Consider the following 21122-nt stretch of genomic DNA (forward strand, 5'->3'; position numbering starts at 1 on the left):
CAATAAAAAATATCCAACTACTTCTTGTGGGGTGGGCGTCTCGTCCGCCCCTAACCAAAGGCTAACTTGACAAAAATTCTGAATGCTTCTGGAACTCTAGCAGGGCAAAATGAAATCAATATAATAGTTAGCACAGAGGCATACATTGCAATTAAAAAAGCCCACCATCATATATTCGCGGCGTTTTTGTTGCTCAGACTACCTTTCGGTGGTATCTTTTACCCTGATGATTTTCTGGCTATACTAGTAGACTTAAGCCGATTGATTGATAAATTTCATCCTCCAGCATAAAATACACAAAAACTCTAAATTTTGGACATATATCAGTATGCATTTACCTCTAACTAACACAAAAATATTGTCTGATGTTGGAGAAAATTAATTTTCTTGGAGGCTACAAAAACTTAATCGATAAGGTTAACACTAACACTACAAAGTAAATCTACATCAATCAAACATCTTCCGAGTAAGCACCTATGAAAGAAGAATTGATAGCCAGAGTTGTGCAGGTCTTGCGAATTAATATGAGTTGGATGACTTGGAATTTATTTCTGGCTTTTATACCTTTGGCTTTGAGTGTCTGGCTATTTCGCATGAGGCGCGGCGGCACTTGGCTTTGGTGGCTAGGATTCTTAGTTTTCTATGCTTTCTTACCAAATGCACCATATTTGTTGACCGATGTAATTCACTTGATAGATGATATTCGCACGATTCAATCGGTGTGGATGATTACTTTAGTACTTATTCCTCTGTATTTGCTAGTAATTTTAAGTGGATTTGAAGCTTATGTAATATCGTTAATTAATTGGGGTCACTATTTACATCGTATTGGTAAGAGCCAATGGATTTGGCGCGTTGAGACAATTACACATTTTCTCTGTGCTGTTGGTGTTTATTGGGGGCGATTTTTGCGTTTCAACAGTTGGGATTTTATTACTCAACCCGATGCTGTACTTACCAAAGGAGTAGAAGAAATTCTGGGAAAACAACCCCTGGTGATTATTGCTATCACCTTTGTGGTACTTGCAGGTTTGTACTGGATTATGAAACGAGTAACTTTAGGTCTTAGCCAATCAAATAGCAGAATAGGGATAAACTCAGGACGCACAAACTCTAATACGCCAAACATTTGATCTATGTGGGAATTTTGGCTTTTAATTTTGGGATTTTAATTAGTAATTCCCTTGATGAATATTGCCTATCAAAAGAAAGATGCAATAAAACCCTCCTTGAGGTGAAATAAACTCAGAAACAAATGGTTGAACTTCAACGCCATCACCTGAGAATAACGTCGTATCAGATCGTTAAATATTGATGGTCTGGTCTGATGTATCTAGTCATATTGATAGGAGGGATATAATATGCAATTAATCTCGAAAGAGGAAATCAAGACATTAATAGAACAGCCAAAAGGAAATTGTGTTTCAATTTATATGCCAACGCACCCAGCCGGGCCAGAAGTGCGACAAAACCCAATTCGCTTTAAAAATTTGGTCAGGGAAGCAGAGGCTCGTTTAATTGATGCGGGTTTCGAACAGGAAGAAGCGATCGCATTGTTGGAAAAATCCCAGGAAATTGATACCCAAGAGTTCTGGGAGCAAATGGGAGAGCAAGGGCTGGCGATTTTTATTTCTGAAAATATTTTTCGTTATTATCCCCTACCAATTGATTTTCAAGAGTTGGTCGTAGTTACAGACCGCTTTCACATCAAGCCACTGCTGCCAATTTTAAATGGCAATGGTCGCTTCTATATCCTGGCTTTGAGCCAACAAGATGTTAGGTTCTTTGAAGGAACACGCTACAGTGTCAAAGAGGTAGAAGTAGAAAATCTCCCTAAAAGTGTAGATGAAGCTCTGCAAAGAGACGATACTGCTAAAGAAGGTCAGTTTCGCATCGCAACATCAAAAGGGGGAACCTCCAATACTTTTTCGCAACCAGGTACGTTTCACGGACAGGGAAGCCCTGACAGGGATAGACGCCAAGAAGACATCCTCCAATTCTTTCAAATTGTCGATCGCGCATTATACGAGAAACTGAAATTGCAAAAAGCGCCTTTGGTGTTGGCTGGGGTAGAATATCTCTTGCCTGTGTATAGACAAGCAAATACTTACCAGCATTTGATGGATGAAGCTATCACTGGTAATCCAGAAATTCTCAGCGCCCAAGAGTTACATGACCAAGCTTGGCCGATTGTCGAGGCTGATTTCCAAAAGTCACAGCAAGCAGTTTTGGATCAATTTCACGAACTGTTTGGTGGTGATACTGGTAAAGCATCTAACAACCTCCAAGAAGTTATCTCAGCGGCTTATTACCAACGCGTGGATTCATTACTAGTTGCAGTTGGTCAGCAACAGTGGGGTTTATTCGATCCAACCTCAGAAACGGTTTATTTGCACCCAGAAAAAGAAGCTGGTGATGAGGATTTGTTGGATTTTGTTGCTGCTCATACCTTATTAAATGGCGGCACGGTTTACGCTGTTCCCTTTGAAGAGATTCCGTATAGCACAGCCGTTGCGGCAATTTACCGATATTGACATTTTGATGGTGTTGTATAAAGTTGAATCTGCTATATACAACACCAACGATGATTACTATTCGCTCCTTTAGCAGTCAATCTCTGATCGGTTTAGCTGTTTTAAGTGCAACGGCTATATTTACCCAGACGGCAATAGCAGAAACAATAACTGGGCAATCAGGCAATGTGCGGGCAGAAATATCTTACGAAAAACCAGAGGAATATCAGTATAAAAATATCCGCTTGAAAATTATCCGGGCGGGTAAAACTGTTTTGGATCAAAAACTGCCGCAAGAAGATGAATATGACAGACCTGTGGGGAATATATCTGGACAAGAAAACAACTTACCAGTGCGAGACTTGGACGGTAACAAAGAACCAGAAATAATTGCCGATTTCTTTACAGGTGGAGCGCACTGTTGTACTTATTCATTGATTTATCGTTACGACAGCAAATCTCAAAAGTATATTAAGATTCGTCATGAATGGGGCAATGGTGGCTATCAACTCAAAGATTTAGACAAAGATGGATTACCAGAGTTTGACAGTCGAGACGATCGCTTTGCCTACGCTTTTACAGCTTATGCTGCTTCTGCCTACCCCCTGCAAATTTGGCGTTATCGCCAAGGTAAAATGGTCGATGTGACTCGTAGCTATCCCAAATTAATCTCCAATCATGCCTCAGAGCTATGGCAAACTTATATCCAGGCACGGCAACAAGGCGATGATGGCAAGGGCTTTTTAGCAGCTTATCTGGCAGATAAATATCTGTTGAATCAAGGACAGGATGGATGGGGGCGAGTGCAACAAGCTTATAAAAAAAGCGATCGCACCAAATTCTTTGCCGATTTACGAAAGTTTTTGCGCGAAACTGGCTACATCAAATAAATTAGCAGTGAGCAATTAATTCCTAACTCCTAACTCCTAATTAATTAAGTTTTCGGCGTGCTGCTGCTAAAATTAGACGTTGTTCAGCACGAGCGATCGCTTGATATGTTCGCTCGACTGCTTCCGGTTCAACAGAAATGGAAGTTATACCCCATTCCACTAACTTATCGATGATTTCTGGATAGAGAGCTGGTGCTTGACCGCAGATTGAACAAGGTATATCGGCACTTTGAGCCATTTGGATCAGTTGAGCGATCGCACTCATAACTGCTGGATGACGTTCATTAAATACTTTTGCTAGCTGTCCTTGTTCTCGATCCACTCCTAGCAATAATTGGGTCAGGTCATTTGTACCAATAGAAATTCCGGCCACACCTGCTTTTACATATTCTGGTAATAAAAACAAGACACTTGGCACTTCTGCCATCATCCACAATTGAAACTGCGCCACTTCGGTTAAAAAAGCTTGCTCAACTTTGCGACGGCAAAAAATAAATTCTTCTACAGTCCGCACAAAGGGTAACAGTAGGTTTACATTGGTGTAACCAGCTTGTTGTACGCTTGCCAAAGCTTTCAATTCTAGGTCAAAGACTGCGGGATTTCGTAAATAGCTAAAGGTGCCGCGTTCACCTAACATCGATTGTGGCGAAGATTCTAAACTATCACTCAATGATGGTAAATCTTGCGATCGCCAATCTAAAGAACGATAAAAAACTGGTCTTGGGGCAAAGGCACGAGCAAATTGCATAATCTGCTCAGACCATAGCTCTAACAATTCTGCCTGACGCCCGCTTAAAATCCAACTATTAGGATGTTGCCCGTTCAATATATTTAGTACCATCAATTCGGAACGTAACAATCCCACTCCATCCACAGGCAGGTTTTGCACTTGTTCTATTAAAGCAGACTGACTCAAGTTAACCAGCAATTGGGTAGCAATCATAGGTAGATGAGACGTAACAGCAGAATGAGGCGCTTTCGAGTTGGGGCGATCGGAGGTAAGAAGATTTTCTTCTCTTCCTTTGTCCATCTCTTCCTTTGAGTCTGCTTTGATGCGATAAACTTCTCCTCTGTCGCCATCAAGCAGCAATCGTTCGCCAGTTTGGATTAAAGTTGTGGCAGATGTTGCGTTTACTACTGCTGTGATACCTAATTCTCTAGCTAGAATTGCCGCGTGACTGGTTAATCCCCCTTGTTCAGTGATAATACCACCAACTTGTTGCAATAATGGCAACCAATCAGGTGTAATCGTTGGAACTACTAAAATTACTCCCTTCGGTAGTTGTTCGGGTTTCTGTTGCGGATTAGTAATTACTAGGGCAGTGGCTACAACCCGTCCTCCGGCTGCTCCTAGTCCCCGAATCAAGTGTGAGTGGGGAATCATAGATTGCGAAGGATTAACTTGTGTGATGTAGAGCTTACCAGATGTAGTTTGCCCAGCGAGAGTCCATTTAATGGTAAAAGTTTTACCTAGTTCACTTACCAGTTGAGTTCCCAGAGTAATTATTTGTTGTAAGTATTCTTCTTGTAAAGAGTACTGTTTTTGTTGGGCTTGTGGAATTAAATAAGTAATCAGACAGGTGCGATCTGGTGTTAACCCTGAGTTCGGCACGAGTCGCAAAAAAATTTTAGATGCTGCATCATCAACACCATAAGCCAGCATTTTATTGCCCAGTTGTTGCTCAAGTACAGCCCCAGTTTCTGGTTGAATGTAGTAAACATCTGGCTGTATTTCGCCAAGAGCGATCGCAATTCCTAATCCCAAAGTAGCTTCAATTTCCCACCCAGAGGTATTGGTTGTGAGCGAGCCACTGGCGATCGCATTTTCAACAGGTTGCACCAAAACTGCGAGATTAATTTGTTGCAGATTAATTCCTGAGTGCTGCCAATATAATAGACTCCGGGCCCGAAATATTTGACTCCAGGTTCGTTTTAGAGCCAAAGCGATCGCTTCCGGTTCGCACTGGCAAAATACTGACTCCAGTAAACCCGATATATTGTTGTTTATACCTGGAGTAGCAGTTGATACTGTCAAAGAAGGTCGAAGAATTAAACAGCTAGTTTGCCATTCTCTAGCGGCTTGAAAAATTGTACTTACCCACTCCTGGGTTACAGTCGCAGTCAGAATTTCTTGGCGCAAGCGACTAGCAACCTGCTGAAGTTGCCGCCAATTAGTGACATCCAGGTGTAGCGAAGAATAGGGTAAGTCAGCTATTAATGATTCTGAACTATTGAGATTTTCGAGAAATTGCCGCAAAATTTCTGCCGAAACCACAAAACCAGGTATCACCGGATAGCCACGCTGGATAATTTTGCTCAAGTAAAAGGCTTTGTCACCTACTTTGGCACGGTCTTGTAGTTTAATTTGATCTAGCCAGTAGAGTTTATTCACTCAATTTGTTAGTTGTCTATTTGTAGCCACAGCCATTTCTTTTTGGTATGTTATCAGGTTAATCCACTGACTTCTGAATAAAAAGTACTCAGGACTTACAGCAGTTTTCTTTTGGATAAATTACAAAGTTACGGGTTTTGAAGCAGGATAGAGGAGAATTCAGAATTAAGGAGTCAGAAGTAAAACAGGCTTGATAGCTGGCTTTGAGACGAATCGTTGTGTACTTCAGTAATTTGAAATACGCTGTATAGCTGATTTGCTCTACTTATACATACCCTTATCATATTTAATTGTTCAGTGTATAGGTTAATCTAACAATTTAAGGTATAATTCTCTAGCTAAGTCATTTTAAATAGCCAAAAAACTATTTAATAAACTTAAAATTCATCTAGTTTGCCCAAATTACGATCGTTGCCACAATCTAATAATGCAAATCTCCATTCATTGACCAGAACAATATCTTATTGAAAAATAATCCTAATAATGGAAAATATTAATTCTCAGTTTCAAAACCATTACTGAATTGATAGAATCCAAATATGAGATAGGTTATTGCACTATACCCATTGGATTAAACTCCATTAATAAAACATTAGAATAGTTTTGGACTTTTTTAGAAAAATATTACAATTTAACTTAGAATATAAAATTCTCCATATCAGACTAAACATTGTCAAACACTTACTACCTTGCAACTGATGATTGGCTGAATATCAGCTTCCGACTATGTATTGCATTGCTTATTGGAGCAATCATCGGCTTAGAACGTCAAATTAGACGCAAACCAGCTGGTTTAAGAACTCATATACTGGTGAGTTTAGGTTCAGCCTTATTTACTTTAATAATCATGCAAACAGGAGGACTGCAATCTAGTCCTGATGCACTTAGCCGTGTGATTCAAGGGATTGCAGCTGGTGTAGGATTTCTCGGTGCTGGAGAAATTGTGCGTCAATCTTCCCAAGAGTCACAGCAACTTGAAATTCACGGACTCACCTCAGCAGCTGCTATTTGGGTTTCTTCTGCATTGGGAATTACTGCTGGCTGTGGTTTATGGCAGTTAGGATTAATCGGCGCTATGCTGACTTTTTTAGTTCTCAACGTTTTTAAAAGGTTTGAAAAACGAAATCAATAATTAGCTATCTATTATTTTTAATAAAAAATATGCTTAAGAAATATAGAGTTATTGAGCTTCCTAATTTACCTTTATCTGAAAATATGAATAAGGGAATACCAGATAATCATACGAATTACAAATTACTATAAATATGATTTTTAGAATTATTGATGTTGCATTATTTCTCCTGCCTTCACAAGAAGGATTTGTGAAGATTTCAACCATTGGGAATCAAAAGAACCCAAATGAGTAGTAGTAATCAAGGTTTGAAAGCGGTCTTGAATGGCATCAAGCAATTGATTTTGGCGGGATAAATCTAGTTCGGCAAGAACATCATCTAGTAATAGTAATGGTGGCTCTTTGACGACTTCTTCAATTAATTGTAATTCGGCTAATTTTAAAGCTAAAACCAGCGTTCGTTGCTGACCTTGAGAACCGTATTGACGAGCGGGTGTCTGGTTAATCGTTAATTCTATTTCATCTCGATGGGGGCCGACAAGAGTCGTGCCTTGGTGCATTTCAGCTACAGATCGCTGCTGAATTTTTGCTAAAAAAGCTTGCTGCACTTCTTCTGGTTGGTTATCCTCTAAAGGAATATTCGGCACGTACTTGATTTGGAGAACTTCTGTACTGCCGCTGATACTGCCGTGCCAAGTGGTAGCAATGGGGGCTAATCTTTGGATAGCGCGATCGCGTCGTCTAATTACCCTAGTTCCTGTAGTAGCTAACTGTGCATCCCACAGCGCTAGTTCTGATTGTAAAGACGTTGCATCCAACGTCTCTACATGGCGTTTTAAAAAGGCATTGCGCTGGCGTAACACATGGTTATACTGCTGCAAAATGTGAGCATAAACTGGTTCGAGTTGAATTAATAGTGTATCTAACCAGTTGCGGCGACCTTCCGGGCCGCCGCGTACTAAGTCTAAATCCAAGCTGGAAAATTGGACTGCATTGAGAACGCCAAGAAAATCCATTTGACGGCGGATAGATTCGCCATTGAGAGCAACGCTACGGCGACCATTGCGGCGCAAGGTCAAGGTCAGGTCGCTAACACCTGTTTGTCGCTCAAGGGTGGCATTAATTTGGGCTATGGCTTCTCCTTCTTGAACTAAATCGCGATCGCGGGTTATGCGGTGCGATCGCAATGTCGCCAGCAACTCCACCGCCTCCAACAAATTCGACTTTCCCTGAGCGTTATTACCTACCAAAATTGTTTTGGCAGCAGTAAACTCAACCTTTTGGTCTTGATAATTGCGAAATTGTCGGAGGTTTAGAGTTTTTAGGTACATAAGTTCAATTTTGGATTTTAAATTTTAGATTTTGGATTGAAGATAAATCTAAAATCTAAAATCTAAAATCTAAAATTTCTTTTTCAAACGGCCTTCTTGCCCATAATCCGCAAGAATATCTTCTCCGCTTCAATCCACACGAACATTAAGGCGCTGAAGCCAATACAGACCCCCAATTCTTGCATATTCAGGTAATGAGTACCAAAGAAATCTCGCAGGGGTGGGACATAAACTAGCATCAACTGCAAAATCGTGGTGACGATAACAGCCGCTAGTACAAAGATATTTGAGAAGGGATTCATCTCAATGGTCAGTCGGTTGTTGGAGCGAATGGCGATCGCATGACCCATTTGGGCAATACACAAGCTGGTAAATACCATTGTTTTCCAAGTATCGCGATCGCCTTGATAGCCTGGGGCATGACTATGTTGATAAGCCCACCACATTAAGGCAATGCTGATAATGGCAAAGATGATGCCAATGCGAATCATATAAGAACCCAATCCCCTAGCGAAAATGCTTTCACGGGGACTAAAAGGCGGACGTTGCATCACATCCGGTTCTGGAGGTTCCACAGCTAATGCTAAGGCTGGTAAACCATCTGTCACCAAGTTCATCCACAAAATTTGTAAGGGAGTTAGGGGAACGCCTCCCAAGCCGATTAAGGGTGCGGCTGCAATTGTGAGAACTTCACCAATGTTACTGCCCAAGATGTATTTAATAAAGCGGCGGATGTTGGTATAAACAACTCTGCCTTCCTTGGTGGCGCTGACAATGGTGGCGAAGTTATCATCAAGTAACACCATGTCACTCGCTTCTTTACTGACATCAGTGCCAGTAATGCCCATTGCAATACCGATGTCGGCTTGTTTGAGGGCTGGGGCATCGTTGACACCATCACCTGTCATCGCTACAAATCGACCCCGGCGTTGCAGTGCTTGGACAATTCGCAGTTTGTGTTCAGGGGAAACTCTGGCATAGATGCTTACCAAGTCAACGTTTTGCTCTAATTCCTGGTCAGTCATCCGTTGCAATTCTTGACCTGTAAGTACCCTATCGCCTTCTTGGGCAATTCCTAAATCGGTGGCGATCGCTCGTGCTGTTAATTGGTGGTCGCCAGTAATCATCACTGGGCGAATACCTGCTTCTCGACACTCTTGCACGGCTGCTCTGACTTCTGGGCGTGGCGCATCTAGCATTCCCACCAATCCCAGCCATACTAAGCCTTGTTCGGATGTCTCGCTTGAACTTTCTGGGGGAATTTCTGCCAGGGGTTTGTAGGCAAAACCTAGCACCCGGAGACCTTTACTCGCCATCAGGTCATTTTCTGCCAAAATTTTCTGGCGTTGTGCTTCGGTTACAGTACCCGTGTCATTACCCAAATGAATCTGAGTGCAACGTGCCAAGATTAATTCTGGAGAACCTTTGGTAAACATTAAATAAGGTTCCGATTGCAGAAAACCGGCGATCGCTGGGTCAACACCTCTCGAAAATGCTTCACCTGTGGCGACTCTCTCCACCTGAGCGATCGCGCTCATCCGCTTTCGTTCTGAGGAAAAGGGAAACTCCGCTACGCGAGGTAACTTACTGTTCCACTGGTCTTTTTCAATTCCCGCTTTTCCCGCCAGGGTGAGTAATGCCCCCTCTGTCGGATCTCCCAAAATTGCCCATTCACCTTGTTCTTTTTGCAATACGGAGTCATTACAAATAGCACAGGCGACTGATAACGCGGAAATTTCTGGAGATTCCTCTAAGGAAATTTTTTGACCGTTTAACTGGAAGTCCCCTGTGGGAGCATAACCTTCGCCGGTGACGCGAAAAGTTTTGTTATTGGTGGAAATCGATTGCACCACCATTTTATTTTGAGTCAGGGTGCCAGTTTTATCAGAACAGATGGTAGTTACAGAACCCAACGTTTCCACTGCTGGCAATTTGCGAATCAAGGCATTTTGGCGCACCATTCGCTGGGTTCCCAGTGCCAAGGTGACGGTAATTACAGCTGGTAAACCTTCTGGCACTACAGCAACCGCCATACTCAAGGAAACTTCTAAGAGTTCTTGAATATTTTTAAAACCTCCGTCCCTGATCACACCGCCAACGACGACGATCGCTACCAGAATTAAAGAACCTGTAACTAGGACATTACCCAGTTGAGTCATTCGCTGCTGTAAAGGCGTAGGTTCACTTTCCACCGCCTGCAACATGGTGGCAATTTTGCCTAGTTCTGTAGTCATGCCGGTGTTAGTCACCAGAACCTTGGCACGTCCTTGGACTACTTCAGTTCCTTGATACACGACATTGAGGCGATCGCCTAATGATGTTTCCTCCGGCAATTTTAGTGATGCCTGTTTATTCACCGCCTCGGCTTCACCAGTTAATGCCGACTCACGCACTTGTAAATTAGACTGTTCGATCAAGCGTCCATCTGCGGCTATCTGCATCCCAGCTTCCAGCAGCATGACATCCCCTGGAACTAGTTCCTTGGCTGCTATCTCCACCAGTCTGGTGTCACGGATGACGCGCACTAAGGGAGAGGTCATTTTTTTCAAGGCTGCCAAGGCTTTTTCAGCGCGGCTTTCTTGGACGTAGCCAAGTATGCCATTGAGGATAACAATTGCTAAGATAGCGATCGTATCTTTAAATGGCACTTCACCAGGCTTCAAACTGCCCGATCGCAAAGCCATTAGGTCTAAAAACCCAGAAATCAAAGCCACGCCAATCAGCATCAACAACATAATGTTCTTGAACTGATCCAGCAGAATTTCCCAAGCACTACGGCCCGCAGTTTCTTCAAGTTCGTTGGGGCCGTATTTTTGCAATCTCTGTTGAGTTTCTTGGGGTGTTAAGCCGCTGTCTGCATTACTATCAAGCAGGTCTAGCGCTTTATCAACTTCTAAACTATGCCAAACGGCGGCACCTTCAGGCAGAGAATTAGCAGACATCGTGTAGGTCACAGCAAATGGTTACAAAATTCGATCATAATTTAGTGATGGCAGGAATTCCATCTTTTAAAGTTACATTAAGGCGCTCGCCCAGTTGTATGAGTGTATCTGTAATTCTTAATATTTGTAAATTCCTCCTATTTTCAGATAGTATTATTTCTCACGAAAGAGTTTTTCGGAACACATTGTACCGATAATTATTAGTACCTCGCTGTAAACGTGGCGATCGAGAACCATTAATTGATGTACTTGGGTTCGAGCAACGCCCATTGTGGGTAGTCTTTTAACTCAGCACTCTTCATCCGCCCCAATCGGGGGAACCATTGCTCGACTGGGATTTTTCCATCTCAAGCAATTGGTGTTACCACGCTAAAACCGTTGAGTCATGTTTCCTCCCCTACCTAAAGGTGAGGGTTTTTTACACTTACCATAAGGTTTTATGAGTTTTGCACTCCCCACTTTGACCGTTAGCCAGATGTTTGGGCAAAGAACAATTCGGCCGCTTACTGCTGCTACCCTGTGTGGCATTACTTTCATTAAAGATAGACTGATTGCCATTGACAGTATTAAAGGGCATCTACTAGAAATCGATCCCACCTCTGACAACAGCAAAATTCTCAATCCCCATCAAGTTGAAGAATTTACCGATGTCACTGGTCTAGCGGTGTGGGACGATACGCTGTGGGTAAGCCGAGAAAATAGTGTTTATTTGTGCAAGCTGAATGCTTTGGATCTGGAACATTTTGTAACATTGCCTTATGCAGCTGATGGCGTTGCTGTTTGGGAAACAACAGTTTATGTAAGTTGCCAAAGGCTGGGCTACATTCTGGTTTTTGACCGCCAAACCCGAAAAGAGATTACTAAATTTTATGCCCCTGGAGTTGGGATAGAGAATTTGGCAGTCAACCAAGAAATGCTATGGATTTGCGATCGCACCGAACAATCAGTTTACGCGATGGACAGAGCCACAGGAGAGTTGCAATTCAGCGTCCTGACACCCTTTGAATGTCCTACGGGCATAGCGCTCCATAAAAATGACGAAACAGGCAAAGAAAGTATTTACGTCGCCTACGCCTCAGAGGAGCCTTATATCCGGGATAACCCCAATGCCGATCCGAGTCATGAGCTAACATTCCGCGATCGCACTTTTATTCACCCTTTGTATTATCATTACGATCCAGATAAGCGTTACGCCCTCTCTAATGGCTATCTGATTGAAATGTCCTACGCTGAGGAAATTGCACCCTTAGACGAGGTTTATTTACCCGATGTCGAATGGCGCATCGCCTTACCATCCGAAACTGAGCGTCAAAAGGTCAAACACGTTGAAGCCATTGGTATACCCTTCACCGAAGAAGTAGTACAGGGGCAACGCGTAGCAGTCTTTAAATTTGATTCTCTTGCCCCAGGAGAACGGCATATATTTGGCTGGAAAGCACTTTTGGAAGTTCGCGGCATCAAGTATCGCATTACACCTAGAGATGTAGAGAATATACCTAAATTATCTTCAGAATTAGAAACACGCTACCTAGTGGACGACGACGATTTAGCAATGGATACTACAATTGTTCGCCGTGCCGCCAGAGAAGCGATTGGTTCTGAAACCAATGTGCTGCGCAAAATGCACAGCATCCGCAACTACGTTTATGATGAGTTATCCTACGGTATTAAACCTTACATTGACACGCCAGATACAGTTTTAGAGCGGGGTGTTGGTTCTTGTGGTGAATATGTCGGCGTTTTACTTGCTTTATCCCGTTTAAATGGCATTCCCTGCCGTACCGTAGGCAGGTACAAATGTCCTCCCCATAGTGACTTCGTAGGAGTACCGCTACAACCTGATTTTAATCATGTTTGGCTAGAATTCTACGTCCCCAATTTTGGCTGGTTGCCAATGGAATCAAATCCTGATGATATCGGTGAAGGTGGCCCTTATCCAACGCGATTTTTTATGGGCTTATGCTGGTATCACATTGAAATTGGCAAAGGCATCACCTTTGAAACTGTGACAAGCAAAGGTGAACGGCTAACCAAAGAAGATATCCCCATTGGCGATTTAGCGATTAATCATATCCGGTTCACAATTCTTAAAGAATTACCGGACTTTTGAATTCGAGAAAGACTACGAGAAAGTGAGTAGGGTGTGTTATGCCGTAGGCTAACGCACCTTAAAACTCTCTGTTTAACCGCAAATTTCGTCTACTTCTAAACTCTTATTCCTATTCAAGTATTCTTCAAACAATTCAAAAAATTTCTGTAGTGCCTCATGCTCGTCTACAGAATAGAAAAGAATTATTTTAGACCATGACTGACCTGACTTAATTCCATATTTTTCTTCAACCCATGATTGAAAACCTTCAAATTCCCTTTCTGGCTCAGTTGGGGGTACGCCAACTTCTCTTCGAGCCAGACTATATCCTCGCAGAAGCATATCAAGTCTAGTAATTGAATTTCTGCCTAAAAACATTCCTGGTCTTTTCTTTATATTACTTGGAATCTCGTTGTAAATATCAAACCGAGGAAACCTCATATCCTCACTAAGCCTTGAAATGCCTTCAATTTCTTGAATTTTTGAATTATTTTTCTGCTTTAAGAACTGCTCAAATTCTTCAAAAAATCTATTAAAAGCCGCTCGTTCACTTCCACAGCAAGAGAGAATTATCCCAGCCCAAGACCGACTCACATTAGTTTTTGCTCTTTCTTGTATCCACTCTTGAAACCCTTCCATTCCACAAGAGCCTATTGTAGTAAATCCTAGTTCAATTAGACTATCTATATACCCATTTAAGAATGAATGAAGACAAGTAATTGATGGCTTGTCTATGTAGATAACTGGATTTTCTTTAATCTTTTGGAGAAGTGTAGAAAGATTCATCATATTGATTACTCCAATTTAATTTAAGGGCTAGAGTGTATTATGCTGTAAGCTAATGCACTTTAATAATTTCTGCTTAACCACTATTTTTGTCTATTTCTAAACTCTTATTCCTATTCAAGTATTCTTCAAACAACTCAAAAAATTTCTGTAGTGCCTCATGCTCGTCTACAGAATAGAAAAGAATTATTTTAGACCATGACTGACCTGAGTTAATTCTATATTTTTCTTCAATCCATGATTGAAAACCTTCAAATTCACTTTCTGGCTCAGTTGGAGCTACACCAACTTCTCTTCGAGCCAGACTATATCCTCGCAAACGCATATCTAGTTCAGTGATTGGACTAGCTCCAAAATACATTCCTGGTCTTTTCTTTATAGCACCTAGAATCTCCTTGTAAATATCAAACCGAGGAAACCTCATATCCTCACTAAGCCTTGAAATTCCTTCACTATTTTGACTTTTTGAATCATCTTTCTGCTTTAAGAACTGTTCAAATTCTTCAAAAAACCTATTAAAAGCAGCTCGTTCACTTCCAGAATAAGAGAGAATTATCCCAGCCCAAGATTGAGTCAGATTAGTTTTTGCTATTTCTTGTATCCACTCTTGAAACCCTTCCATTCCACAAGAGTCTATTGTAGTAAATCCTAGTGTGATTAGACCATCTATATACCCAGTTAAGAATGAATCAAGACAAGTAATTGATGGCTTGTCTATGTAGATAACTGGATTTTCTTTAATCTTTTGGAGAAGCGTATAAAGCTTATTCATGCCAGCAACCTCTAATTTGATGAAGATTTATTAATTGAACAGCCACATTGCGCTTTTATTGAAGTCAATCTTTCTTATCATGAGGGGATGAATTATCTGGCGGTATATCAGCACGAACCACATCGCTAATCCATTCTCCCTCAATATTATTGTTAGAATATTTTGCATAATCATCCCATGTCATGGTGTCGCCAGTTGAGTATTCATAAACGACTCCACGAGTTTGATTATTACCATCTCCATCATTTAAATGAATCCAGGTTACATAATCACCAGATGGAGGATAACCACCACCAAATTCAATACCTGGAGGTTGAGCTAAACTTCTAATTGCCCCTGGCGCAGGTCGCCAACTCCGAAAGTGATGAGTTACAAATTTGTCAGGAGAACCAGACTTTCTGTAATGTACTGTTTGATGAAATTTGTAATTATAAAGAACTGAAGATTGACCTTGTGGGCCACAAACTAAATTAAGTGGATAAAAAGAACAATATCTCTCCTGAGCTTTATTTTGAACCTGCTCATTTTGAGTTTTAGTTGTGCTAATTGTAGCCTTAGCAGTAGGAGCTAATTCCGAGCCAGCAGCAGCACATTCAGGTTGAACAGCACAAGCGTCTAGAGACGACAGCAATGCATAAACAGGTTGAGATAAAATCCCTTTAAAAATGATAAGTAAAAGAAATGTTGAAATTCCTACTAATCTAAATACGGATTTATTTGTGGTTAATCGCACTAATCCTAACTCCTTACAATCAAAGATAAAAATCGATGTATTTGACATCTAGGTTGTCTGATAGGAGAAGAAAATCAGTCCAGTAAAAATACGAGTATTTAGTAGATTGTTTTGAAAATTGAACTAAGGTAAATAAGTAAATTAATTAGGGATTTCCAAGAAATAAATTATCCAATCTTATGGGGTGGGCATCTTGCCCGCCTTTGACTTTGACTGTGGGCGGGCGAGACGCCCACCCCACAATCTAATAGTTGTATATATTTTTATTTGGGAGTCCCTTAGCTATTAACTCTTACACTTCTTAAACTAGGTAATGGATATGATTGATGCTGCTTAAAATCGGCAAACTCACAGATAGAGTTAAATGGGCAAAAGCGACAGTGAGAACCAGGATTAGGAGGGAATATTTTACTAAAATTAGTTGTTTCTTCCTGATATTTTTGCAAATCGTGCTGGTGCTTGTGGGCAATATTCGCCAACTCAAATTTTAAGGATTCTAATTCACTACTATTAATACTAATTAACTCTGACTTTTTACATATTTCTAAATTATAAAATGATGCAACAGCTTCTTGCCCAGGGTAAAGATAACGAGCAGCTAATAAGTAAACTAATGCCTGTCGTTTGTCAAAAGCGGACTTACCAGTTTTGAAATCCAAAATATGTATAGTGCTATCAGATTCAATAAAAACGCAGTCCATAGCCGCGTATAAGCGAAAGCAATAATCTTCTTGTTCAACTACTATCGGTTTCGGAAAGCCTTCATCACCCGGTGTTAATTGGATAATATCTTTATCCAAAAGCAACGGCGAATCGTGATATTTTTGCAAAATTTGCAGTACGCGTTGCTGGACTTGAACGCTTGAGTTGCCTAATTTAAGTAGCTGGGCAACTCTTTCTACACCATCTGCTTGCTTCAACAGATGCCTGTGATGATGAAACTCATAAACGCCTTTTTGAGCCAGTATGCCAATACGCTGGGGCGCAGTGGCTTGCATTAAAAGGGCTTTGACTTGTGGTTCGTGTTGCCGTGCTTTGATAAACCCCCGTCTCATCTGGCAATGCCAGCGTTCTTGCCCAGTCGCTGGGGCAACTAGAGACCAAAGGTGATAACTGGCAAAAGGTCGATCGGGGGTTGACATTGCTCAGAAACAGTGAGAGAAAATACGGTGGGGAGAAGTTTAAGCTAAGGCTTGCTTAGAAAAGAACTTCGGAGGATACTTGCTGCTACACACGCTTTGCGGGAAGCTTTTATAGTACTGATAATGTACCGGAGCAAGTGGCAAAAATGTCTAGCAAGATAAAATTTGGTACCGATGGATGGCGAGGGATTATTGCCGATGACTTTACTTTCCCCAATGTGAGAAAAGTAACAAGGGCAATCGCCACTTACTTAGAAACAGCCTATACAAAAGATAGACCAGTACTTATTGCCTACGATACTCGCTTTTTAGCTGACCAGTTTGCCCAAACAGCGGCCCAAGTATTAGCAGACTTGGGTTGGACTGTAAAAATTACCGATCGGGATTGCCCTACACCAGTAATTGCCTACAATGCCCGTCACCTAAATTCCGCTGGGGCGTTAATGTTTACTGCTAGCCATAATCCAGCACCTTACTGTGGAATTAAATATATACCCGATTATGCTGGGCCTGCCACTCCAGAGATTACTGATACTATTGTGGCAAATATAGAAGGCGCATCGGATGAGTTGCCTGGGAGCAACCCATCAGGTTCAATTTCAATTTTCGATCCGAAACCAGATTACCTGCAATTTATCTACACTCTACTTGATGTAGAAAAAATCAGAAGCGCTAATTTAAAGGTAAAGTACGATGCTTTGTATTCTACCTCTCGCGGTTATTTAGATGAAGTTTTGCAACATAGTGGCGTTCAATTAGAAAGTTTCCACGATTGGAGAGATGTTTTATTTGGCGGTGGAATGCCTGAACCCAAAGGAGAACAATTAGTTGAGTTAGTGGAAGCAGTAGTTCGAGATCGAGCTGATTTGGGCTTGGCGACGGATGGAGATAGCGATCGCTTTGGTATCGTTGATGAACAAGGAAACGTCCTTACTCCGAATACTGTGCTGCTACTTTTAGCACGTCATTTAATCAAAAACAAAGGTAAAACCGGCGCCATAGTCCGTACTGTTGCTACAACCCACCTGCTGGATAATTTCGCTGCTAAAAATGGGCTGCAAATTTACGAAACAGCAGTTGGTTTTAAATACATCGGCGAAAAAATGCGGGAAACTGCCGTTTTAATTGGTGGAGAAGAATCAGGTGGTTTGAGTGTTATTGGGCATATTCCCGAAAAAGATGGGGTATTAGCCGATATGCTGGTGGCAGAAGCGATCGCCTATGAAGGCAAACCGCTAAGTCAACTTGTTAAAGAAGCGATCGCTGAAGCCGATGGCCCACTTTACAACAACCGCCTAGACTTGCACCTCACAGAAGCCCACAAAACCGCCGTCATCGACTCCTTTACTAAAAATCCACCTACAGAAGTAGCTGGCATTAAAGTCAAGGAAGTGGGGCGTAAAGACGGTATTAAGCTGTATTTAGAAGAAGGTAGCTGGGTTTTACTGCGTCCTTCCGGTACAGAACCACTGGTACGCGTCTACCTAGAAACCAACACTCCCGAAAAACTCACCCAAATCGCCCAAGAGTTAGAGAGTGCCATTGCTAAACTAGAGGCAGTAGCAGTTTAATTTGTCAGAGTTAGGAATTAAAAGTTAAGAGTTATGAATTAGGAGTTAAGAGTTGTAAATTAACAATTCTTAACTCCTCATTTTTAATTTCGAGCAAAATATAACTCCTAACTCCTCATTTAGATCAAAGTATGAAAATCGCGCCTTTTTTGACATCTCTAGTTGTAGCGGTTTGGGTAATTGCGATCGCAATTATTTCAGTCCAAAATGCTACACCCGTATCGTTAAAATTCTTAACATTCCAATCGATTCAGATACCAATGGGTTTAGTGCTAGCTTTTAGTGCCGTTATCGGGTTAATTGGCATGGCGCTGCTGCAACCTCTGTGGGGACTTGCTGGTATTAGGCAGAGTAATTCTCGATTGGAAGACGATGCGGAATTTTTTGTTGACGATGAAGATTTTTGAGGTTTGAAGCTTAGTGCAGTATCAAAACATTATTACAATCGAACCAGGAAAACGAGGTGGTAAGCCTTGTATTCGAGGAATGCGAATTACTGTATACGATGTTTTATCTTATCTTGCCTCTGGGATGACCTACGAGGAAGTGCTTGATGACTTTCCTTATTTGACACAAGAGGATATTTTGGCTTGCCTAAGCTATGCGGCTGATCGAGAACGGCTATGAGTGCAACTTATAAAGCAGATTTTAACTTGTGGATTGAACAGACAGCCCAACTATTGCGATCGCATCACTGGCATGAGGTTGATGTAGAACATCTGATTGAAGAGGTTGAAGGCTTGGGCAAAAGTGAACGACGGGGTATTGCTAGTCAACTAACTCGCTTACTTTTGCATTTGCTTAAATGGCAATATCAACCCCAGCGTCGCTCAGATAGTTGGCTCGATTCGATCACCGATTCTCGCACCCAAATTGAGTTAGCGATAGAAGATAGCCCTAGTCTTAAGAGCTATCCTACAGAGCAGCTTGAGGAAAGTTATCAAAGGGCACGTCACCAAGCAGCCAAGCAAACGGGGATAGTTGTATCCGTGTTTCCAGAAGAGTGCCCATATTCTGTAGAGTTAGTGTTAGATGAAAACTGGCTACCGGAAGTAAGCGATATTTAATAACTGTAATTCTGACTGTGTGGGATGAAGCGCATTACGCAGCCATTTAATATACATTGGTGAGTTTTGTAAAAGTCGCTTTTACTTCTTCATCATCGGCAAAATCTCCAGCATCCGCTTCAGCAATCCCCTTTTGAATTTCCTCAGTTTGCCACTGATACATCTCTAGATAAGTGGCTACCGCTTCATTAAGTATGTAGCTGCGATCGCAATTCATTGCAACTGCGCTCGCATCAAGTGCAGCTTTGCGATCGCTATCTATCCGAAACGTAATTTTTTCTTTGCTCATTATCTTATGAAAGTTGTCTTGCATAGTCTTAATATTGCAATATAAAATAATAGCTATCACTATTTTCTCAGTTTAAAATTCCACATCCACATCGTTAAAATCCTTAATATTCCAATCGATTCAGATATCAATGGGTTTAGTACTAGCTTTTAGTTTAGAAATAAGTTATTACTGAGATTATTGACAACCACATTATTATTGGATATTTTTGTCTATGGTATCTCTATATCTTGCAGCAGATGGTGACGACGTTGGCCGAAAAATAGAGTTTTTTATCGTCACAGATCAAATGGAGCTATTATCAAATTTTTCTCATAACTTCCAATCATCTATGTTATGGTTGGCAGAAGCTCTATCAGATGAATTTAATGCACAAATAATATTTAATGGTGGAGATAGCTTACTTGCAAGGTTACAATCTGATACAATATCGGTGAGTAGATTAGAAAGTTTAAGAATCGAGTTTACTAGCTTTTCAAAGGCTACATTATCCTTTGGAATTGGTGATAATTCACGTCAAGCTTATTTTGCACTGAAATTAGCTAAAGCTACTGGGAAAGATCGAATTGAAATATTTCAGGAATATACAAGTGGCGAAACAACTACTCCTTATCATTCAAAGCGATAATCCGGGACTTTACGTCAATATCTTAACGCACTGTATTCAAGTCAGGGGTGTTCGAGATGTTTACTTTGGAGTCAACGAAGGAGCTGTAGGTAAACTTTCAGAAGTCAAAGATCAAATTAGAAGAATAAGGGATAAATTTGAAGAACTTTTAACCGATCATAATGAATATCAAATTGCATATAATTCAATGTTATCTTTAGCTTCTATAGAAGAAAGAATTATAAAAATTTTATTTGTAAATCCAGAAGTTTCAATCAAAAACATAAAGAAAAATTTTCCTGATTTAAATAATTTAATTGTTGATATTTCTGGATGTAATAAAAAAGTTTCTAGTGATATCATATCATCTTATATATCAAGTGGAATACAACATGTTTGTTGTTTTGAACTTGATGATAGAGTTTACTCGAAAGAGTGGCGTACAAAAGGTTTGAGTAAAATGTATCATGATATACATCAAGATATAATTTGCTACGAATATATTGACTTTTCTGAATCTGGCACAACAATAAAAAGTTTTAATCGTATGCGTTCGCAAGGAAAAGTTATAAAACTTCTACTTGTAGTTTCTATATTTCTTGGGGTTATGGTTTTTGTGTTAATTCAGCAACAGCAAAGCGTCTTAGCTCAGTACGCAGCCGTTACACTTGCACTGATAACTGGATTAGGTCTTTTTAACGATATTTTTGGTGTTGTTGATCGCTTAAAGTAATTCGATAATTATAATTGCTCGTTGTCATTATGATTGGATTAATTTAAAAAATCCAAAAAATTTATGTATTTTTATAAATTACACTACTTCTGCAATTGCCGTTATCTCTAATAAAAACCTCAATGCAATGGACAAGCGATCGCACTCAGCCAGACACTAGAATATTATTCGCAATCTTGTAGAGATGATTGGC

The 21122-nt window shown here is 40.9% G+C and carries 20 protein-coding genes; 12 read left to right on the forward strand and 8 right to left on the reverse strand.

What is annotated here, in order from left to right:
- Window positions 1–66 precede the first annotated feature (66 nt).
- From RMX89_RS02525 to RMX89_RS02540, 4 genes are all read left to right on the forward strand, one after another.
- On the forward strand, window positions 67–291 hold the full coding sequence (locus RMX89_RS02525) for a hypothetical protein (RefSeq protein WP_322670692.1): 225 nt from the start codon (window positions 67–69) through the stop codon (window positions 289–291).
- A 185-nt stretch (window positions 292–476) separates the two neighbouring features.
- A complete protein-coding gene (locus RMX89_RS02530; protein ID WP_322670693.1) occupies window positions 477–1133 on the forward strand; it encodes a DUF1361 domain-containing protein in 657 nt (218 codons plus the stop codon).
- 228 nt (window positions 1134–1361) lie between these two features.
- Complete coding sequence (locus RMX89_RS02535) at window positions 1362–2534, forward strand: hypothetical protein (protein ID WP_322687800.1); 1173 nt, start codon at window positions 1362–1364, stop codon at window positions 2532–2534.
- Between the two features lie 50 nt (window positions 2535–2584).
- On the forward strand, window positions 2585–3403 hold the full coding sequence (locus RMX89_RS02540; RefSeq protein WP_322687801.1) for a hypothetical protein: 819 nt from the start codon (window positions 2585–2587) through the stop codon (window positions 3401–3403).
- 40 nt (window positions 3404–3443) lie between these two features.
- Here the strand turns inward: RMX89_RS02540 and RMX89_RS02545 are convergent, their stop codons facing one another.
- The gene (locus RMX89_RS02545) at window positions 3444–5795 is read right to left on the reverse strand and encodes a putative PEP-binding protein (protein WP_322687802.1); all 2352 of its coding nucleotides are present in this window, start codon (window positions 5793–5795) and stop codon (window positions 3444–3446) included.
- Window positions 5796–6465: 670 nt separating this feature from the next.
- On the opposite strand from RMX89_RS02545, the gene RMX89_RS02550 reads away from it, so the two are divergent.
- A complete protein-coding gene (locus RMX89_RS02550) occupies window positions 6466–6927 on the forward strand; it encodes an MgtC/SapB family protein (protein ID WP_322670697.1) in 462 nt (153 codons plus the stop codon).
- Between the two features lie 146 nt (window positions 6928–7073).
- Here RMX89_RS02550 and recF read toward each other — a convergent pair whose 3' ends face one another.
- Window positions 7074–8198 carry a DNA replication/repair protein RecF gene (gene recF, locus RMX89_RS02555; protein ID WP_322687803.1) on the reverse strand — a complete coding sequence of 375 codons (1125 nt, stop codon included), beginning with the start codon at window positions 8196–8198 and terminating at the stop codon, window positions 7074–7076.
- An 83-nt stretch (window positions 8199–8281) separates the two neighbouring features.
- The gene (locus RMX89_RS02560) at window positions 8282–11140 is read right to left on the reverse strand and encodes a cation-translocating P-type ATPase (RefSeq protein WP_322687919.1); all 2859 of its coding nucleotides are present in this window, start codon (window positions 11138–11140) and stop codon (window positions 8282–8284) included.
- Between the two features lie 439 nt (window positions 11141–11579).
- On the opposite strand from RMX89_RS02560, the gene RMX89_RS02565 reads away from it, so the two are divergent.
- Entirely contained in the window at window positions 11580–13250 is a 1671-nt protein-coding gene (locus tag RMX89_RS02565; protein WP_322670700.1) for a transglutaminase family protein, read from the forward strand.
- 72 nt (window positions 13251–13322) lie between these two features.
- On the opposite strand, the gene RMX89_RS02570 is transcribed toward RMX89_RS02565, so the two are convergent.
- The 4 genes from RMX89_RS02570 to RMX89_RS02585 form a co-directional block, all read right to left on the reverse strand.
- Window positions 13323–14018: a hypothetical protein gene (locus tag RMX89_RS02570; protein ID WP_322687804.1), complete on the reverse strand. Its 696-nt coding sequence runs from the start codon at window positions 14016–14018 to the stop codon at window positions 13323–13325.
- Between the two features lie 73 nt (window positions 14019–14091).
- Entirely contained in the window at window positions 14092–14787 is a 696-nt protein-coding gene (locus tag RMX89_RS02575) for a hypothetical protein (RefSeq protein WP_322687805.1), read from the reverse strand.
- Window positions 14788–14851: 64 nt separating this feature from the next.
- Window positions 14852–15568, reverse strand: coding sequence for a hypothetical protein (locus tag RMX89_RS02580; RefSeq protein WP_322687806.1), 717 nt, complete (start codon window positions 15566–15568; stop codon window positions 14852–14854).
- A gap of 230 nt (window positions 15569–15798) precedes the next feature.
- Window positions 15799–16662: a PD-(D/E)XK nuclease family protein gene (locus tag RMX89_RS02585; protein ID WP_322687807.1), complete on the reverse strand. Its 864-nt coding sequence runs from the start codon at window positions 16660–16662 to the stop codon at window positions 15799–15801.
- 146 nt (window positions 16663–16808) lie between these two features.
- Here RMX89_RS02585 and RMX89_RS02590 point away from each other — a divergent pair, with 146 nt between their 5' ends.
- The 4 genes from RMX89_RS02590 to RMX89_RS02605 all read left to right on the forward strand — a co-directional run bounded on the left by RMX89_RS02590 (window position 16809) and on the right by RMX89_RS02605 (window position 19300).
- Window positions 16809–18233 carry a phosphoglucomutase/phosphomannomutase family protein gene (locus RMX89_RS02590; RefSeq protein ID WP_322687808.1) on the forward strand — a complete coding sequence of 475 codons (1425 nt, stop codon included), beginning with the start codon at window positions 16809–16811 and terminating at the stop codon, window positions 18231–18233.
- 131 nt (window positions 18234–18364) lie between these two features.
- Window positions 18365–18640 (forward strand): LapA family protein, encoded by a 276-nt coding sequence (locus RMX89_RS02595; protein WP_322685324.1) that lies wholly within the window; start codon window positions 18365–18367, stop codon window positions 18638–18640.
- Between the two features lie 13 nt (window positions 18641–18653).
- Window positions 18654–18860, forward strand: a complete 207-nt coding sequence (locus tag RMX89_RS02600) for a DUF433 domain-containing protein (protein ID WP_322687809.1) — start codon at window positions 18654–18656, stop codon at window positions 18858–18860.
- Entirely contained in the window at window positions 18857–19300 is a 444-nt protein-coding gene (locus RMX89_RS02605) for a DUF29 domain-containing protein (protein WP_322687810.1), read from the forward strand. Before RMX89_RS02600 ends, RMX89_RS02605 begins: the two co-directional genes overlap by 4 nt.
- Window positions 19301–19346: 46 nt before the next feature.
- On the opposite strand, the gene RMX89_RS02610 is transcribed toward RMX89_RS02605, so the two are convergent.
- Window positions 19347–19589, reverse strand: coding sequence for a CopG family transcriptional regulator (locus tag RMX89_RS02610; protein ID WP_322687811.1), 243 nt, complete (start codon window positions 19587–19589; stop codon window positions 19347–19349).
- A 214-nt stretch (window positions 19590–19803) separates the two neighbouring features.
- On the opposite strand from RMX89_RS02610, the gene RMX89_RS02615 reads away from it, so the two are divergent.
- Together RMX89_RS02615 and RMX89_RS02620 are read left to right on the forward strand one after the other, a co-directional pair.
- Window positions 19804–20217, forward strand: a complete 414-nt coding sequence (locus RMX89_RS02615; RefSeq protein WP_322687812.1) for a mCpol domain-containing protein — start codon at window positions 19804–19806, stop codon at window positions 20215–20217.
- The gene (locus RMX89_RS02620; RefSeq protein WP_322687813.1) at window positions 20180–20929 is read left to right on the forward strand and encodes a hypothetical protein; all 750 of its coding nucleotides are present in this window, start codon (window positions 20180–20182) and stop codon (window positions 20927–20929) included. Before RMX89_RS02615 ends, RMX89_RS02620 begins: the two co-directional genes overlap by 38 nt.
- The last annotated feature ends 193 nt before the right edge of the window (window positions 20930–21122 follow it).

Origin of the sequence: Nostoc sp. DedSLP04 (assembly GCF_034530775.1) — a bacterium.
GTDB lineage: Bacteria > Cyanobacteriota > Cyanobacteriia > Cyanobacteriales > Nostocaceae > Nostoc.

Coding starts and splice junctions, on each gene's coding strand:
- RMX89_RS02530 (WP_322670693.1), top strand. CDS start 477: ATGAAAGAAGAATTGATAGCCAGAGTTGTGCAGGTCTTGCGAATTAAT.
- RMX89_RS02535 (WP_322687800.1), top strand. CDS start 1,362: ATGCAATTAATCTCGAAAGAGGAAATCAAGACATTAATAGAACAGCCA.
- RMX89_RS02560 (WP_322687919.1), bottom strand. CDS start 11,140: ATGTCTGCTAATTCTCTGCCTGAAGGTGCCGCCGTTTGGCATAGTTTA.
- RMX89_RS02595 (WP_322685324.1), top strand. CDS start 18,365: ATGAAAATCGCGCCTTTTTTGACATCTCTAGTTGTAGCGGTTTGGGTA.
- RMX89_RS02565 (WP_322670700.1), top strand. CDS start 11,580: ATGAGTTTTGCACTCCCCACTTTGACCGTTAGCCAGATGTTTGGGCAA.
- RMX89_RS02585 (WP_322687807.1), bottom strand. CDS start 16,662: ATGTCAACCCCCGATCGACCTTTTGCCAGTTATCACCTTTGGTCTCTA.
- RMX89_RS02590 (WP_322687808.1), top strand. CDS start 16,809: ATGTCTAGCAAGATAAAATTTGGTACCGATGGATGGCGAGGGATTATT.
- RMX89_RS02580 (WP_322687806.1), bottom strand. CDS start 15,568: ATGTCAAATACATCGATTTTTATCTTTGATTGTAAGGAGTTAGGATTA.
- RMX89_RS02540 (WP_322687801.1), top strand. CDS start 2,585: ATGATTACTATTCGCTCCTTTAGCAGTCAATCTCTGATCGGTTTAGCT.
- RMX89_RS02570 (WP_322687804.1), bottom strand. CDS start 14,018: ATGATGAATCTTTCTACACTTCTCCAAAAGATTAAAGAAAATCCAGTT.
- RMX89_RS02575 (WP_322687805.1), bottom strand. CDS start 14,787: ATGAATAAGCTTTATACGCTTCTCCAAAAGATTAAAGAAAATCCAGTT.
- RMX89_RS02605 (WP_322687810.1), top strand. CDS start 18,857: ATGAGTGCAACTTATAAAGCAGATTTTAACTTGTGGATTGAACAGACA.
- RMX89_RS02610 (WP_322687811.1), bottom strand. CDS start 19,589: ATGAGCAAAGAAAAAATTACGTTTCGGATAGATAGCGATCGCAAAGCT.
- RMX89_RS02615 (WP_322687812.1), top strand. CDS start 19,804: ATGGTATCTCTATATCTTGCAGCAGATGGTGACGACGTTGGCCGAAAA.
- recF (WP_322687803.1), bottom strand. CDS start 8,198: ATGTACCTAAAAACTCTAAACCTCCGACAATTTCGCAATTATCAAGAC.